The organism is Dokdonella sp. GW821-FHT11D02 (assembly GCF_058808595.1).
The window spans coordinates 898,677-912,208 of sequence record NZ_CM179520.1 but is presented as its reverse complement, the minus strand read 5'-3'; the positions used below and the strand labels follow the sequence as shown (position 1 = coordinate 912,208).

At 65.5% G+C, this 13,532-nt stretch carries 18 protein-coding genes; 10 read left to right on the top strand and 8 right to left on the bottom strand.

Annotated features, from left to right (window positions below; all coding sequences use genetic code 11):
- Positions 1 to 14: 14 nt before the first annotated feature.
- Positions 15 to 410, bottom strand: coding sequence for a FliO/MopB family protein (locus AC3QL3_RS03705; RefSeq protein ID WP_492896952.1), 396 nt, complete (start codon positions 408 to 410; stop codon positions 15 to 17).
- Positions 411 to 486: 76 nt separating this feature from the next.
- On the opposite strand from AC3QL3_RS03705, the gene AC3QL3_RS03700 reads away from it, so the two are divergent.
- From AC3QL3_RS03700 to sctT, 6 genes are read left to right on the top strand one after another with little or no spacing between them, the layout of a single operon-like run.
- The gene (locus AC3QL3_RS03700; protein WP_492896951.1) at positions 487 to 1,584 is read left to right on the top strand and encodes a sensor histidine kinase; all 1,098 of its coding nucleotides are present in this window, start codon (positions 487 to 489) and stop codon (positions 1,582 to 1,584) included.
- Entirely contained in the window at positions 1,584 to 2,210 is a 627-nt protein-coding gene (locus AC3QL3_RS03695) for a response regulator transcription factor (protein ID WP_492896950.1), read from the top strand. The genes AC3QL3_RS03700 and AC3QL3_RS03695 overlap by 1 nt, the downstream gene beginning before the upstream one ends.
- Entirely contained in the window at positions 2,207 to 3,310 is a 1,104-nt protein-coding gene (locus AC3QL3_RS03690) for a FliM/FliN family flagellar motor switch protein (protein WP_492896949.1), read from the top strand. The genes AC3QL3_RS03695 and AC3QL3_RS03690 overlap by 4 nt, the downstream gene beginning before the upstream one ends.
- Positions 3,297 to 3,980 (top strand): type III secretion system export apparatus subunit SctR, encoded by a 684-nt coding sequence (sctR, locus tag AC3QL3_RS03685; RefSeq protein WP_492896948.1) that lies wholly within the window; start codon positions 3,297 to 3,299, stop codon positions 3,978 to 3,980. Before AC3QL3_RS03690 ends, sctR begins: the two co-directional genes overlap by 14 nt.
- Before the next feature lie 15 nt (positions 3,981 to 3,995).
- Positions 3,996 to 4,262, top strand: a complete 267-nt coding sequence (gene sctS / locus AC3QL3_RS03680) for a type III secretion system export apparatus subunit SctS (protein ID WP_492896947.1) — start codon at positions 3,996 to 3,998, stop codon at positions 4,260 to 4,262.
- A 39-nt stretch (positions 4,263 to 4,301) separates the two neighbouring features.
- Positions 4,302 to 5,081: a type III secretion system export apparatus subunit SctT gene (sctT, locus tag AC3QL3_RS03675; RefSeq protein WP_492896945.1), complete on the top strand. Its 780-nt coding sequence runs from the start codon at positions 4,302 to 4,304 to the stop codon at positions 5,079 to 5,081.
- Positions 5,082 to 5,108: 27 nt separating this feature from the next.
- On the opposite strand, the gene sctU is transcribed toward sctT, so the two are convergent.
- The 7 genes from sctU to AC3QL3_RS03640 all read right to left on the bottom strand — a co-directional run bounded on the left by sctU (position 5,109) and on the right by AC3QL3_RS03640 (position 10,355).
- Positions 5,109 to 6,182 (bottom strand): type III secretion system export apparatus subunit SctU, encoded by a 1,074-nt coding sequence (sctU, locus tag AC3QL3_RS03670; protein WP_492896944.1) that lies wholly within the window; start codon positions 6,180 to 6,182, stop codon positions 5,109 to 5,111.
- 30 nt (positions 6,183 to 6,212) lie between these two features.
- The gene (locus AC3QL3_RS03665) at positions 6,213 to 6,767 is read right to left on the bottom strand and encodes a DUF6683 family protein (protein ID WP_492896943.1); all 555 of its coding nucleotides are present in this window, start codon (positions 6,765 to 6,767) and stop codon (positions 6,213 to 6,215) included.
- A complete protein-coding gene (locus AC3QL3_RS03660) occupies positions 6,764 to 7,393 on the bottom strand; it encodes a GNAT family N-acetyltransferase (RefSeq protein ID WP_492896942.1) in 630 nt (209 codons plus the stop codon). Before AC3QL3_RS03660 ends, AC3QL3_RS03665 begins: the two co-directional genes overlap by 4 nt.
- Before the next feature lie 24 nt (positions 7,394 to 7,417).
- Positions 7,418 to 8,137 (bottom strand): hypothetical protein, encoded by a 720-nt coding sequence (locus AC3QL3_RS03655; RefSeq protein ID WP_492896941.1) that lies wholly within the window; start codon positions 8,135 to 8,137, stop codon positions 7,418 to 7,420.
- A 199-nt stretch (positions 8,138 to 8,336) separates the two neighbouring features.
- Positions 8,337 to 9,071 carry a hypothetical protein gene (locus AC3QL3_RS03650; protein WP_492896940.1) on the bottom strand — a complete coding sequence of 245 codons (735 nt, stop codon included), beginning with the start codon at positions 9,069 to 9,071 and terminating at the stop codon, positions 8,337 to 8,339.
- A 275-nt stretch (positions 9,072 to 9,346) separates the two neighbouring features.
- Positions 9,347 to 10,018 (bottom strand): hypothetical protein, encoded by a 672-nt coding sequence (locus AC3QL3_RS03645; protein WP_492896939.1) that lies wholly within the window; start codon positions 10,016 to 10,018, stop codon positions 9,347 to 9,349.
- Positions 10,019 to 10,070: 52 nt separating this feature from the next.
- Complete coding sequence (locus AC3QL3_RS03640) at positions 10,071 to 10,355, bottom strand: hypothetical protein (protein WP_492896938.1); 285 nt, start codon at positions 10,353 to 10,355, stop codon at positions 10,071 to 10,073.
- 288 nt (positions 10,356 to 10,643) lie between these two features.
- Here AC3QL3_RS03640 and AC3QL3_RS03635 point away from each other — a divergent pair, with 288 nt between their 5' ends.
- The 4 genes from AC3QL3_RS03635 to AC3QL3_RS03620 all read left to right on the top strand — a co-directional run bounded on the left by AC3QL3_RS03635 (position 10,644) and on the right by AC3QL3_RS03620 (position 13,530).
- Positions 10,644 to 11,309, top strand: coding sequence for an energy transducer TonB (locus AC3QL3_RS03635; RefSeq protein WP_492896937.1), 666 nt, complete (start codon positions 10,644 to 10,646; stop codon positions 11,307 to 11,309).
- A 140-nt stretch (positions 11,310 to 11,449) separates the two neighbouring features.
- Positions 11,450 to 11,896 (top strand): DUF456 domain-containing protein, encoded by a 447-nt coding sequence (locus AC3QL3_RS03630; protein WP_492898848.1) that lies wholly within the window; start codon positions 11,450 to 11,452, stop codon positions 11,894 to 11,896.
- Between the two features lie 4 nt (positions 11,897 to 11,900).
- Positions 11,901 to 12,593, top strand: coding sequence for an AraC family transcriptional regulator (locus AC3QL3_RS03625; RefSeq protein ID WP_492896936.1), 693 nt, complete (start codon positions 11,901 to 11,903; stop codon positions 12,591 to 12,593).
- Positions 12,594 to 12,660: 67 nt separating this feature from the next.
- The gene (locus tag AC3QL3_RS03620) at positions 12,661 to 13,530 is read left to right on the top strand and encodes a DMT family transporter (protein ID WP_492896935.1); all 870 of its coding nucleotides are present in this window, start codon (positions 12,661 to 12,663) and stop codon (positions 13,528 to 13,530) included.
- The last annotated feature ends 2 nt before the right edge of the window (positions 13,531 to 13,532 follow it).

The following is a 13,532-nucleotide window of genomic DNA, read 5'->3' as shown; positions in this document are numbered from 1 at the left end:
TTGTCGACTCGTCGTTAACGCGGCGTGGAGATCGCGTTCTCGTTCGGTGAAGCGCTGGCTTTCGCGGGATTCTTTACGGCATCCTTCGGTTCCAGATGCGCGAGGAGGCTGATCGTCGTAGGGGTAACGCCGAGCATGAGCCGTTGCGTGTCGTGATCGACGACGAGGATGCGTTCGCGCGGCCCGACCGCGATCACCTGCACGATGCGGGCCGGTCCGGCGGCACTGCCACGACCTCCTTGTCGGCGCATCACCCACCACAACGCGGCCAGTGCGAACGCGACCACCAGCAAAGGCAGCAACAGCCCCATTAACGACGCGCCGGGTTCCGGCGTCGCCGGCTCGGCCGCCGCGCAGGCACCTCCCACCAGCGCGAGGAAAACTATGACGTAGCGTGACGCGCTTCTCATAAGGATCGCTTACTCCATCGGCCCAGGCCGCTACGTTGTCACGAAGGGGGCGTGACGCGAAACTAGGATAACGACGATGTCGACGACCCGTTGCGAGCCCGTCCACATTGAATCCTCTCCACAGACGGCGGCCGCCGACGACTTGGCGCGCGCCCTGCTGGACGCATTGCCGTTGCCGTGCGCCCTGTTCCGCCGGCCGGACGGCCGCGCCGTGCTCGCCAACGATGCGTTCAGACGCGAATTCGGCACGCCCGACTCCATACCCGACCGTACGCGCTTCGAGGCGCGCTTCGACTCGCTCAGCGAAGACGAAGACGGCATCGAATGCTATGCCCCCAAGACACGCCGCTGGTATCGGCTGGTGTGGCGCGATCTGCCGTGGGCGCGCGCAATGAGCTGCGATGCCGTTTTCGTCAGCAGCCTGAGCGATGAAATCGAAGCGCTGCGCCAGCACAAGGCGCAGCAAGAGCAGTTGCTGTTCACCTCGCGCATGCTCAGTGTCGGTGAGATGACCACGACTCTGGCGCACGAGCTGAACCAGCCGCTCGGCGCGATCATCAATTACCTCAGCAGCTGCGACAGCATGATCGCGCGCGGCGATCTCGCCAACCCGCGCCTGCGCCAGGGAATCGCGCTGGCGCGCAACCAAGCTGAACACGCCAGCGCAGTGATCGCGCGCTTGCGCGAGTTCGTGCGTACGCGCAACCCGCAGCGCGAGCCGCATCCGCTCGACGCGCTGGCGCAGACCGTGGTCGAACTGCTGCGCCTGGAAGCTGAACAGCATCAGGTGCGCATCCTCACCCAACTGCCGAAATCGCTGCCGCGGGTGGTCGCGGACCGCGTCATGATCGAGCAGGTGTTGCTGAACCTGGTCAAGAACGCCATCGACGCGATGCGCGAAACCGTTGGCACACAACGCGAAATCACCATCGAAGCGCGTCGCGACCTCGACGGCATGGTCGAGGTGCGCGTGCGCGACAGCGGCCCCGGCATCGGCCCGGACTTCGCCGAAAAGATGTTTGCTCCGATGTTCAGCACCAAATCCGACGGGCTCGGCATGGGCCTGGCGATCTGCCGCTCGATCATGGAGTTCCACGAAGGCCGCCTGTTCGCCGAGCCGAACCCGGACGGCGGCAGCAGCTTCATCTTCACCCTGCCGGCGGAGAACGCATGATGTCCGACGCCTCAGCCGTACACATCCTGCTCGTCGACGACAACGACGAGTTCCGCGAATCCACGCGCTGGCTGCTCGAGGACGCCGGCTTCCTGGTCAGCGCGTTCGCCAGCGGCGCCGCGTTGCTGCAGGAGCTCGATAACGCGCCCCCGGGCCATGCTCCGGCCTGCATCGTCAGCGACGTGCGCATGCCGCGCATGAGCGGCATCGAGCTGCAGCAGGAGCTCAAGCGGCGCGCGGTCGAGCTGCCGCTGATCTTCGTCACCGCGCACGCCGACGTGCCGCTCGCGGTGGAAGCGATGCGCAACGGCGCGGTCAATTTCATCGAGAAGCCATTCGATCCGATTATGCTGGTGCACGCGTTGCGCACCGCGACCGACCGTGCCGCGGCGGTCGGCGCCAACCCGATCGTGATGGAGAAGCTGACTCCGCGCGAACGCCAGGTGCTCGAACTGGTGGTCGCCGGCAAGCTGAACAAGACGATCGCCGACGTGCTCGGCATCAGCATCAAAACAGTCGAGCTGCACCGCTCGAACCTGATGCAGAAGCTCGGCGCCCGCAACGTCGCCGAGGTGATCCGCATCGCGCTCGGCCACGAACAACCCCATGGAGCGATCACACGATGACGGCTGCCCCCGTCGTGGACCTTCCCGCCGCCTCGATCCGCCCGCTCGGCGAGCGCCTGCGCTCGATTCCGCCCGAGCGCGCGGCCGCGATTACACGCTTGCTCGGCGCCGGCGACCGCTTGCCGATCGAAGCCGACGGCGTGCGGCTGGAACTGCGCTCGGACGTCGCGCAGGAAGCGCCGCATGCGACCACGGTCGAACTCAACCACGCCAACGGACGCGTCGTCCTCGTGCTCGCAGCCGAGCACAAGCAGGCAACCATCGGCGACCGCAGTTGGCACGACTTCGGCGGCGACGCGCGCCTGCTCGCTTGGGCGCTCGCCTACGAGCCGTTGCTGGCGCGTCTGTCGGAACTGTTCGGCATGCCGCTCTTGCCGGCCGAGCTGCGCGCAGCGCCCGATCGTCATGCCGACGTCTGGCATTGGGTCGAATTCCGCTACGGTCGCGGCGAAGACGAGGACTGCCGCGGCCTACTCGGCCTCGATCCGACCACCTTGGCGGCGCTCACCGTCGCGCCGGGCTGGCAGCGCGAAGACACCGGCGCGCGCGTCCAGCGCGACGAGGTGCCGCTGCCGTGCGATCTGTTGCTACCGATACCGGACCTGCCCGCGGCGACCTTACGCGCGCTGGAAACCGGCGACGTGATCCTGCTCGGTTCGCGCATGATCGCCAGCAACACGCTGCGCCTGCGCGCCGACACCGGCGATCCCAACCTCGACGCGCGCCATGCTTGGCTCGCCGCGGCGGTCGCCGGCGGCATCTCGATCACGCGCCCGTTGAGCGCTGCCGAATTCAGGAATCTCACGATGAGCGAAAACGTTCCAGAAGCCCTTCCGCCACCCGCGGATGACATGCAGGCCGACATCCGCGACGCGATTCCGGTCCGTGTCGACCTGCTGCTGGACAGTTTGAGCCTGAGCCTGGCCGAACTCGGTCGCCTCGGCGCCGGGCAGATTCTGGAGTTGCGTCAGCCGGTCGAAGGCGCGCGAGTGGAATTGCGCGCGAACGGCAAGGTGTTCGGCAGCGGCGAGCTGGTCTCGCTCGGCGAAACGCTCGGCGTCAAGGTCACAAGGATCGGTGACGACCGTGGACTTCGGTAGTTTCTCTCCCGCATTAGTCATCAGCACGGTCATCGGCCTTGCGCTGGCGCCGTTCGTCGCTGTGATGGTGACTTCCTTCACCAAGATCGTGGTCGTCATCAGCCTCTTGCGCAATGCGATGGGCTTGCAGCAGACGCCGCCGAACGTCGTCATCAACGGCCTCGCGATCATCCTTTCGATCTACGTGATGTACCCCGTCATCCTCGATACGTTCGCCGACATCAATGCGGGGAATACGGCGCAGGCGCAAGGAGCGGCGCCGGCTTCGGACCGAATGACCGTCGATCGGCTCGCCCAGATGGTCAACGCCGGCAAGGAGCCGCTGCGCAAGTTCCTGATCAAGCACTCGCACGAAAACGAGCGCAAGTTCTTCCTGGAAAGCGCCAAGCGCCTGCTGACGCCCGCGCAGCAGGCCGGACTGACCGCCGACGACTTCATCGTGGTGATGCCGGCGTTCACCGTGAGCGAGCTGACCGAGGCGTTCCAGATCGGCTTCCTTTTGTTCCTACCATTCGTCGTGATCGATCTAATCGTGTCGAACATCCTGCTCGCTCTCGGCATGATGATGCTGTCGCCGACGATGGTCTCGCTGCCGTTCAAGCTGCTTCTGTTCGTGATCCTCAACGGCTGGGCCAAATTGATCCACGGCCTCGTCGCGACCTATCAGTAAAGGCTTGAGGGGCTCATGTATCAGAACGAAATTCAGCTCGCGCGCGAGGCACTGTGGCTGGTGCTGCTGTTGTCGGCACCGCCGATCCTCGCCGCCGCCATCGTCGGCCTATTGATCGCGTTTCTGCAGGCTGTCACGCAGCTGCAGGAGCAGACGTTTCCGTACGCGGTGAAATTCGTCGCGGTCGTGCTCGCGCTGTTCGCCACCGCGACCGTGCTCGGCGGCACGCTGTACAACTATTCCGACAATCTGTTCAGCAACTTCTCGACCTTGATCCACTGATGCGCACTTCCCGCCGGTCGATTCGCGAGCGCCGCCCGTATGCCGCTTGAGTACGTGCAAAGCCAGATGTTGGCCGTGGCGTTGACGCTGCCGCGTATCGCGGCGGCGTTCCTGATCCTGCCGCTGATGACGCAGGAAACCGTACCGGCGCTGGTGCGCAACAGCTTCTTCGTCAGCCTCGCCATCGTCGCCTATCCGATCGCTGCCGCGGCCGACCCCGGCGCAGCTGTGGGACAGAGCACATGGGCCTTGGTCATTTTGAAGGAGATCTTCGTCGGCACGGTGATCGGCTTCAGCTTCGGCGCCGTGTTCTGGGCGTTGAGCGCCGCCGGCAATGTCATCGACGTCAAGGTGGGTTCGTCGATGGCGAGCGTGATGGACCCTATCTCGGGCCATCAGACCTCGCTGACCGGCCTGTTCTTGTCGCAGTTCGGCATGTGGCTGTTCATGGCGACCGGCGCGTTCACGATGTTCCTCGACATCCTGCTGTCGAGCTACAAGCTGTGGCCGGTCGGCAACGCGCTGCCGCCCTTGCATGCCGGTGGCATCGGCTATTTCGCCAGCCAATTCAGCTATCTGATGACGGCGGTGCTGATGTTCTCCGCGCCCGCACTGATCATCACCAGCCTGCTCGACGTCGCGCTCGGCCTGGTCAATCGCTATGCGCAGCAGCTCAACGTGTTCTCGCTGTCGATGCCGATCAAAGCATGGCTCGCGACCTGGATGCTGCTGCTGTCTTTGGGTGCGATCGTCGAGACCGTGGTGCGCACGATCGCCGCCAATGCCACGCTACTGACAGCGCTGCAGAAGATGCTGTGATCCGGCGGCGCAGTACCGCCGGCCGCGCTACTTGCCGTCGCGCTGCTCGCGCACGGTTTCGGCCCAGCGCAGGAGTTCGGCTACCGCCTCGAAGAATTCGCTCGGCAAGTAGTCGTCCAGTTCGGCGCGTTCGTACATGCCGCGCGCAAGTTCGACGTTCTGCATGATCGGAACGCCGGCCTCCTCGGCTGCCTCGCGGATCAGCTTGGCTTCGTAATCCTCGCCTTTGGCGACAACCACCGGCAGCTCGGTTTCGCCCGGCTCGTACAAGATCGCGATGGCGAGATGGGTGGGATTGGTCACGACCACGCTCGAGCGGCGCACGGAAGACAGCATGTTCTGCTGCGCCCACTCCTGATGCAACTGCCGGCGCCGGCCTTTGACGTACGGATCGCCTTCGTTCTCTTTGTTTTCCTGCTTGATGTCGCGAATGCTCATGCGCATCTTCTTCATGAACGAGAAGCGCTGATAGAACACATCCAACGCCGACAGAAAGAAGAACACGAAGACGACCCAGATGCCGATGCGAGTCACGCTGGACCAAAGCAGCTCGCCCATCGCGACCGGCTTCTGACTGAACGGCAGCGCGGCGATCTGCGGCAGGAAAGCGAACAACACCGCGATGAAGATGCCGATCAGGGCGCTGCTCTTGATGAGGGCTTTGGCGACCTCGACCAGGTTGTCCTTGGAGAAGATCTTCTTCATCCCCGACATCGGGTTCAGATGCTTGAGATCGGGCTTGACCTTCTTTCCCGCCATCACCGGCCCGGCCTGGATGAAATCCGTCAAGGTCGCGACGAATACCGCACCGAACAGCAACGGCAGGCAGATCTCCATGCCCGTCCACAGCGCTTCCCAACCCAGCGCCGGCGCGACGATTTCGAACGGCTGTCCGATCGCACCGATCGAATCGTCGATCAGCGCGCCGAGGCGCCGATTCATCGACGGCAGCATCAACCAGATCAGAGCGAGCCAGATCATGACCAGCACCGTGCTGGTCAGCTCTTTGCTCTTGCTGACGTCGCCGTCTTCGCGCGCCTTCTTCAGGCGATGCGGAGTCGGCTTCTCGGTTCGGTTACCGGCATCGCCTTCTTCAGCCATGGCGTCCGCTCGTCCTGCTCATCGCCGTGCTCAAGCGCGTGCCATACCGGACGCGGTCAGCCGCGTCTTGCGCAGATTGATGCCACGCTGAGCAAGAAGATTGCGCTGCGCCGATTCGGCGATTTCCTTCAGCTTCGATTTGCTTGCGCTTTCGCGCGCGACGCGCAGCGCTCCGAGCGACAGCACCGCCTCCTGCAGCAGCGCTTCTCCCATCAGCTGCCGCAGCGCCGGGTCGGTAATTTGCGGGTTGCCGCTGATCTGGGCGGTGAACTGGCGCACCAGGCCCGCGGCGACCTCGCGATCGGGCAGCGGGGCGTCGTGTACCGCGCTCCACATCACGAGCAGATGCGCGGCAAGCAGATCGGGCAAGATGTCCGGCGCCAGCCCGAGGGGATCGAAGTGGCGGACGAACTCCCCGCGCATGTCGATCGAATCCAGTTCGCGTTCCGCCTGCTCGGGGTCGAGCTTGGCTTGCGTTTGCAAGGTGCGGAGCAGCTCTTTGCGGACTCGCGCCGACACGACCGGATCCGTGCCGACCGAAAAGGGATGCGATACCGCGCCGCTGCCGTCGTTGCTCGTATTCACGTTGCTTTCTCCATCCGATGAGCCCGTTCGGGCTGTGGCGAACGTGCGGATTGGTGCGCCAGCCAATCCTCCCTGCGCAGCACATGACGCAATGCGCGACCGCCGAAGTAGGGCGCCTCGCCGTCGGCCGAGAAGCCGAGGCGCCGCAGGATCGCCGGCACGGCGAGATTCTGCGGATGACACATTCCGAGCAGGTACGGCAGGCTCAGCGTTTCGAAAGCGTGGCGACAGAGCGCGCGTCCCGCCTCGATCGGGTAGAGCCGTCCCCAGGTCGAACGTGGCAGGCGCATGCCGATTTCCACCTCATCGCTGTCTTCCTCCTGCGACGCCAGCGTATACATCCCGACGAAATTGCCTTGCATATCGCTGCCGTACCAAGCCCCCAGGCCCGGGCGCCGTTCGTACCACTGGTTGGCGTGGAAGATGGTTCTGACCACGCCGATGTAGTCGGTGGGACATGGCTCCATCAACCAACGTGACACCTCGAGGTCGGCATTGAGCTTCATCAAGGCTGAGGCGTCGGTAACACGCAGCCCGCGCAATACCAGCCGCCGTGTGCGCAGCAGCTCTGCGCCGGGAAAATCGCGCCATGGAGATTCCGGCGCGGATTGGGGTTCGATCGACATGCGGCAACCGGTATCGTGGCCGTATCAACGGCGCGTCAAGCCGGCGTCACTCAGGACGAGAGCCTGCATATCCAGCCCTTGCTTGAGCATGTTCCGCTGTGCTCTGGCCGCCATTTCTTGCAAGTACGCTTCGTCGTGATCGCGCTCCGCCTCACGCTTGGCGTAAACCGCCAGAACGGTGTCGTACATCATGCCTTCGGCCTGTCGCTGACGGTCCTGCATGGGCAGATCCGCAATCTCCCGGCCCAGCGCGCGGCGCGTCTGCTGCACGATTGCATGGACTTGGTCGAGGCTCGGCGCTTCCCTCAGGTTGGCCACCATCCACATCATGATGAGATGGCCGGCGTAGACCTCGGCATAGTCGTCCGTGTGCAGACCGTAGGGCGAGGCGATTTCGTCGAATGCCGTGCGCACGTCCTTGCGATCGAAGGTACGCCCGATGATCTGTGCGGTCTTTACGCTGCTGGCGCTGCTGATCTTGTCGAGCAGCTCGCGCTTCACTTGCGCCGACACCATGGCGTCTCGCGGAACGAAGAAGTTTTCGCTCGCCGCGCCCCTCATCCTATTGGATGGATAGGAAAGCCGTGATGTGGACCGAGACGTTTGCCGCGTGTCGCGGTCGAAGTTTTCGCGCGCGCGATTGACGCTGTCGGTTTGGATCTGCTGCATCACCGCGGCGTTGTAGCCCGGTACCGGATACAAGTAGACGTCACCGACCTGTGCCTGCGCAACGCCGACGCTCAATACGAATCCCGCCCAAAGCCACCTAGCCGTCGAAAGTCCAGTGCATTGCATGTTCCACCTCATTGCTGCAGGAACGGCATCGGCGGCTCGCCCTTCCACCGCTTCCACCACCTTAGCAGCGCCGCTCCGGCGTTTCGACCTTCGGATGCAAAAACGGGGCGCATAGCGCCCCGTTTTCTTCCTGCGAACTGCTCGTTCGTTACTGCTTGCGAGCGACGCCCGATTCGGCTTCGCCGAGCGACTTGATCGTCGTCGAGATCGCGTTCATCAGCAGGCCGAACTCCTGCGACGCGCCCTGCATCTCGGTGACCGCCTGGTTGTAGCGATCCGCGGCGGCACCCTTCTCGCCCGCGCTGGCACCCTTGTCGTCGGCGAGCTGGTTCTTCTCCTTGCTCGCAGCCGTGACTTCGTCCGACAGCGCGACCAGGCGCTTCGCGCTCTGACCCGCCACGGTGCCGAGAGCCTTCGCGATCGCCATCAACCAGCCGCCGCTGCCCTTGCCGCTCTTCGCATCCTTGGCTTCTTCACCGCCGGCCGCGTCCGCAGCGCCCTTGGCGATGAAGTCGTTGATCTTCTGCTGCAGTTCGTCGGCCAGACGATGCGCTTGGCCACGATCAGCAGCCGAAGCACCGCTCGCATCCGCTGCACGATCGATGTCGTCGTGCATCGAACGACCACCCAGGCCCTGCGGCTCCAGGCCGCCCGAAGAGGTGCGATACGCGTCGCGATAAGCGGTCTGCGCCTCGTCCTGCTGATCCTGGGGAATATTGTTGTCCTGCATCGAGCTGCTCATCGCCTGGTCGATCATGTTTCCGACCAGACCGCCGATGGCCATGCCGATCGGACCGAACATACCGCCGACAACACTCAGCACGGTTCCGAAGATGCCACCGCCGCCGCCGCCGCCGAAGACTGAACCTAATGCGCTACCCATGACCGTCTCCTCATTGATGTTGAATTCTGCAAACAGGGCTTCGCGAGGGAGCCGGTCTGTTCGCCGTCGACTAACGGGATGTTTGGAGCCATCCCCTCCACTAACCGCTTCCGTCTTCGGGGCAGACTTTGCCGCGATGCGCGGCTGCCGGTAACTAGGTCGAACCCTAGCTTAGGGTTTACCCCAAGAGTTGCGGCACTCCGGCCACGCCCCTCCGCGCCGGCGCAAGCCAGGTCGGTTGGACTCGAAAGGGGAGGAAAGAAAGAGCCTGCGGATCAAAGATCGCGCAGGATCCAGCCGCGCGGAATCGCCTGGATGCCGGCCTCGTGCGCGGTCGCCACGCGCGCCACTTCGTCGGGCGCGGCCTCCGAACTCCAGGACTGGGCGATCGCCGCCAGCGCATCGCGGGTGACGCGGGTGTAGGCGCCTTCCAGCTCGCTGCGGCTGTCGGCCTCGAGCTTGGCCGGATACAGCCGGCGCAGTTCGGGGCTGTGATTGCACAGCTCGATCAGCAGCGACAGCGTCTGCGCGTAGTGCTTCTCATCGAGTTGCGGCAGCTGGGTGCGCTGCGCGTACCAGGCGGTCAAGAACTCGATCGGACCCAGCTGCCTACGCGGCGAGGTCGAAGACACCGGTTCGTTGCCTTCACTTTCGCCACCGCGCAGGTGGGAGCCGCCCCAGGAGGTGATCTGGCCGCTCGGCAGGTCCATCCGCGTCAGCGCGAGTACCAGCGCATCGGCGATCGCCGCCTTGGCGCCGTCGTCGTCGCTTTCGGCGATGATCGAAAGCAGTTTCAGGAAGACCGGATAGGCGCCGTCGCCCAGACGCCGTGCCAGGCGCTTGAGAATCGCCAGCCGATATTCCGAACTGCGTTCGCTGCGTAACGCCCCGGCGAGGCGGGCGGCGGTTTCACGCAAACGAAGGGGTGTATAGAGTTCGGTCGACATGGCTCCGCGTCCGCGAACGGACTTCGCGTCAGGGGCCGACCCAACCGATATTTCAGGACAGCGCCGACAGGATGTAGTTTACATCGCGCTCGACGTTGGCGATCAGATCGGGACCGTGCGCGTAGGCCGATGGGCTGCTCTGCGGAAGACTGCGCGAGGCGCCGCCTTCCCATACGTCCGCAGCGAGTACCGCTTCTCCGTCGAACGGTATCGCACTGGGCGAGCCGCCTAAGCCGCGTGCATCGCCGAGGCCGGTGATGCCGCCTTGAGCGACACCGGCGCCTTGCGGCAGGTTCAGCGATGTGAGGCCCGGCGAATCCGGGGCTCTGATGCTCATGGCGTTCGACCAAAAGGTTTCGGGGTGGTGACGATTCTAGTCCGATCGCCCATTCGCAGTATCCGGGGAAACCCTAGGGCGCGTGGCTGGCCGAAGCTTCGGCATGCGGCAGCGGCCTCGTCGCAAGTCCTCGTCACTATGGAGTTTTATCTCCGCCGGGGCAGCTGAACGAAGCGACTATACCCGAGCGCGACCGATCGCCGCGCTCCATATTCCATCTCTCTATAAAGGTAACCCCGCCGTGAACCGGCCGCCGTTGCATCCGCTGGGTTTCCACCGGAGCAGAGCATGGCCGCGCACTTGGTTTCCTTTCCCGTTGCGAGATTCGACTGGCGCCGAGTCGGCGCGTTCAGCACCAGCCTGGCCGCCCATATCGCCGCGTTCGCCCTGGTCCTACTGCCGCTGGCGCCGCCGCTCGAACGCAGCCTGCAACGCACGATCGAGGTCAGCTTCGTCGACGCGCCCCCGCCGCCGCCCAAGATCCAACCCCCCCCGGAGCCCGAGCCGCTGCGCAAACCGCCGCCGCGTCACGTGGCGCCCGCCCCTACGCCGCCACAGCCACCGACGCCGGTGGCGGTCGATGTCCCTAGCCCGATGGCCGTGCCGGTCGTACCTAGCCCGCCGGCGCCAAGCATCGTCGATACCGCCCCGACCGCCCCCGCGGCGCCTGTGGGCGAAGCGCGCCAACTCGCCTACGACGGTCCTTTGCGTACGCGCTATCCCGCCGCGTCGGTGCGCGCTCACGAACAAGGCACCGTCCTGCTGCGCGTGCTGGTCGACATCGACGGCCGCGTCGAGCGCGTCGAGATCGCACGCAGCTCGGGCCATTCGAAACTCGACGACGCGGCACGAGAGGCTGTATTGCGCGGGCGCTTCAAGCCGGTACTGGTCGCCGGCAAGCCGACGCCAGCCTGGGGGTTGGTGCCGATTGAGTTCCGACTTGACCGCGCCTGACGTGCGAATTGGCGCCTCACACGTCGGTTAGAGTAGTCCTCGCCGCGCATTCGCCCAGCGGCGGCGTCCGGAGTGCGCGCGTGGAAGAGCTGAAACCTTTGCTGGACCCGCATCATCTTTGGTATCTGCTCGCCGCGGTGATGGTCGTGGTCGGCCTCGCCGGCACCATCCTGCCGGCGCTGCCGGGCGTACCGCTGGTATTCGGCGGGCTGTTGCTGGCGGCCTGGGCCGGCGGCTTCGAGCGCGTTGGCACGTTCACTCTGATCGTGCTGGGTGTGCTCACCGCGTTCGCACTGGTGGTCGATTTCGCCGCCGGTCTGCTCGGGGCGCAGCGCGTCGGCGCCAGCCGTTACGCCCTGATCGGCGCGGCGCTCGGCACCGTGGTCGGCCTCTTTTTCGGGCTGCCCGGACTCTTGCTCGGACCGTTCGTCGGTGCGCTAGTCGGCGAACTGGCCGCCGGCGGCACCTTGCGCAAGGCGACCGACGTCGGCATCGGCGCTTGGCTCGGTTTCGTCGTCGGTGCTCTGGTCAAGCTCGGCGTGTGCTTCGCGATGCTCGGCCTGTTCGCCGCCGCCTATTGGGTCTGAGGCGATGTTCAGCCTGCGCAGCTACCGCGCCGACGTCGCCAGTCACCGGCACGCGTTTCATCAACTCGTGTTGCCGCGGTCCGGCGCTATGGAGCTGGAGATCGAGGGCCGCGGCGGCCGCGTCGAGTGCGGGCGCGCCGCCTTCGTCGGCGCCGGCGAACGGCATGCATTCCAGGCATGCGGCGCGAATCGCTTCGTCGTCGTCGATCTGCCGGTAGTACAGCTGCGGGCGTGCGACGAAGCGCTGCTGCAACGCGGCTTCCTCACTCTTGCTCCGCGCGCGACGTTGCTCTTGCGCGGTCTCGCCGAACACCTGCCGCAGCGCACCGAAGCTACATTTCTCTGGTCGCGCCTGCTGCTCGACGCGCTGCACGGCACGCCCGATTCGGCTGACGCTCTGGCCGAGGTGCATCGCTTGCTCGAAGCCGAACCCGAGCGCCGTTACGACAGCGCCTGGCTCGCCCGCCTCGCCGGCCTCAGCCGCGCCCAGTTCTATCGCCGCTTCACCGCGACCTACGGCGTGGCGCCGGCGCGCCTGCAACGCGAACGCCGCCTCGCGTTGGCGCTGGCGCGTTTGCACGAAAGCACCGCTCCGCTCGCCCACATCGCCGGTGAAGTTGGTTACGGCGAGCACAGCACGCTGACGCGCGCCTTCCGTCGCGCGTATGGATTGCCGCCGCGCCGACTGCGCGGATGAGACGGACGGTCAAGCGCGCGCACGCGCCGCGCGCTAGCGTCCGGCTTCGGATTCCCGGCCGGTCCCTATGCTGTCTTCGCGCTATGCCACTCTCGCCGGATTCGGCGCCATTCTGCTCTGGTCGACGCTCGCGCTGTTGAGCCGCGGCGCGGCGCGAATTCCGGCTTATCAGCTGCTCGCACTCAGCTTCGCGGTCGGCGTCGTCGCCACCTTGCTGGCGACGCTGCTGCGCCACGGCCTACGCGCTGGATTGACGCGCTGTGCGGTGCCGCTGCCTGCGTTCGCGCTCGGCTTCGTCGCGCTGTTCGGATTTCACGCGCTCTATTTCCACGCCTTGAGACTCGCGCCGGCCGCACCGGCGAGTCTGATCGTGTATCTGTGGCCGCTCTTGATCGCGCTCGGCGCGGCCTGGCGCGAACGCGATGCGCCATTGCGACGCTTGGGTGCCGCCGCACTCGGTCTGCTCGCGACCGTACTGGTGATCGGTGCCGGCCACCAGGACGGCGGAACGCAACCGGCGCTCGGCTACGCACTGGCAGCCATCTGCGCCTTGATCTGGGCCGGCTACTCGCTGCTCAACCGCCGCTTCGCCACGCTCCCTGCGCAAAGCTTGATTCCGGCTTGCGCCGCAACGGCACTCGCCGGCCTGATCGCACACAGCGCGACCGAAACCTGGGTCGCGCCGACGGTGCTGGAATGGAGCGCGATCGCCGCACTCGGCATCGGCCCCGTCGGCGGCGCGTTTCTGCTGTGGGACAGCGCGACCAAGCGCGGCGATCTCGGCCTGCTCGCCGGCGCCGCCTACGCGGCACCGGTGCTGTCGACGTTCTGGCTGGTCCTGGCCGGACAGGCGCCGGCGAATCCATCGCTGTTCGTCGCCGCGGGGCTGATCGTGGCAGCGGCCGTGGTCGGCCGCCACGGCACACGCGCGAACTAGAT

What these genes read in the sequence shown, in the direction of transcription:
- AC3QL3_RS03640 (WP_492896938.1), bottom strand. Translation starts at nt 10,355, where the DNA reads ATGAGCATCAGAGCCCCGGATTCGCCGGGCCTCACATCGCTGAACCTG.
- sctT (WP_492896945.1), top strand. Translation starts at nt 4,302, where the DNA reads ATGCCGCTTGAGTACGTGCAAAGCCAGATGTTGGCCGTGGCGTTGACG.
- AC3QL3_RS03695 (WP_492896950.1), top strand. Translation starts at nt 1,584, where the DNA reads ATGTCCGACGCCTCAGCCGTACACATCCTGCTCGTCGACGACAACGAC.
- AC3QL3_RS03620 (WP_492896935.1), top strand. Translation starts at nt 12,661, where the DNA reads ATGCTGTCTTCGCGCTATGCCACTCTCGCCGGATTCGGCGCCATTCTG.
- sctS (WP_492896947.1), top strand. Translation starts at nt 3,996, where the DNA reads ATGTATCAGAACGAAATTCAGCTCGCGCGCGAGGCACTGTGGCTGGTG.
- AC3QL3_RS03635 (WP_492896937.1), top strand. Translation starts at nt 10,644, where the DNA reads ATGGCCGCGCACTTGGTTTCCTTTCCCGTTGCGAGATTCGACTGGCGC.
- AC3QL3_RS03705 (WP_492896952.1), bottom strand. Translation starts at nt 410, where the DNA reads ATGAGAAGCGCGTCACGCTACGTCATAGTTTTCCTCGCGCTGGTGGGA.
- AC3QL3_RS03690 (WP_492896949.1), top strand. Translation starts at nt 2,207, where the DNA reads ATGACGGCTGCCCCCGTCGTGGACCTTCCCGCCGCCTCGATCCGCCCG.
- AC3QL3_RS03625 (WP_492896936.1), top strand. Translation starts at nt 11,901, where the DNA reads ATGTTCAGCCTGCGCAGCTACCGCGCCGACGTCGCCAGTCACCGGCAC.
- AC3QL3_RS03700 (WP_492896951.1), top strand. Translation starts at nt 487, where the DNA reads ATGTCGACGACCCGTTGCGAGCCCGTCCACATTGAATCCTCTCCACAG.
- AC3QL3_RS03645 (WP_492896939.1), bottom strand. Translation starts at nt 10,018, where the DNA reads ATGTCGACCGAACTCTATACACCCCTTCGTTTGCGTGAAACCGCCGCC.
- AC3QL3_RS03630 (WP_492898848.1), top strand. Translation starts at nt 11,450, where the DNA reads ATGGTCGTGGTCGGCCTCGCCGGCACCATCCTGCCGGCGCTGCCGGGC.
- AC3QL3_RS03650 (WP_492896940.1), bottom strand. Translation starts at nt 9,071, where the DNA reads ATGGGTAGCGCATTAGGTTCAGTCTTCGGCGGCGGCGGCGGCGGTGGC.
- sctU (WP_492896944.1), bottom strand. Translation starts at nt 6,182, where the DNA reads ATGGCTGAAGAAGGCGATGCCGGTAACCGAACCGAGAAGCCGACTCCG.
- AC3QL3_RS03660 (WP_492896942.1), bottom strand. Translation starts at nt 7,393, where the DNA reads ATGTCGATCGAACCCCAATCCGCGCCGGAATCTCCATGGCGCGATTTT.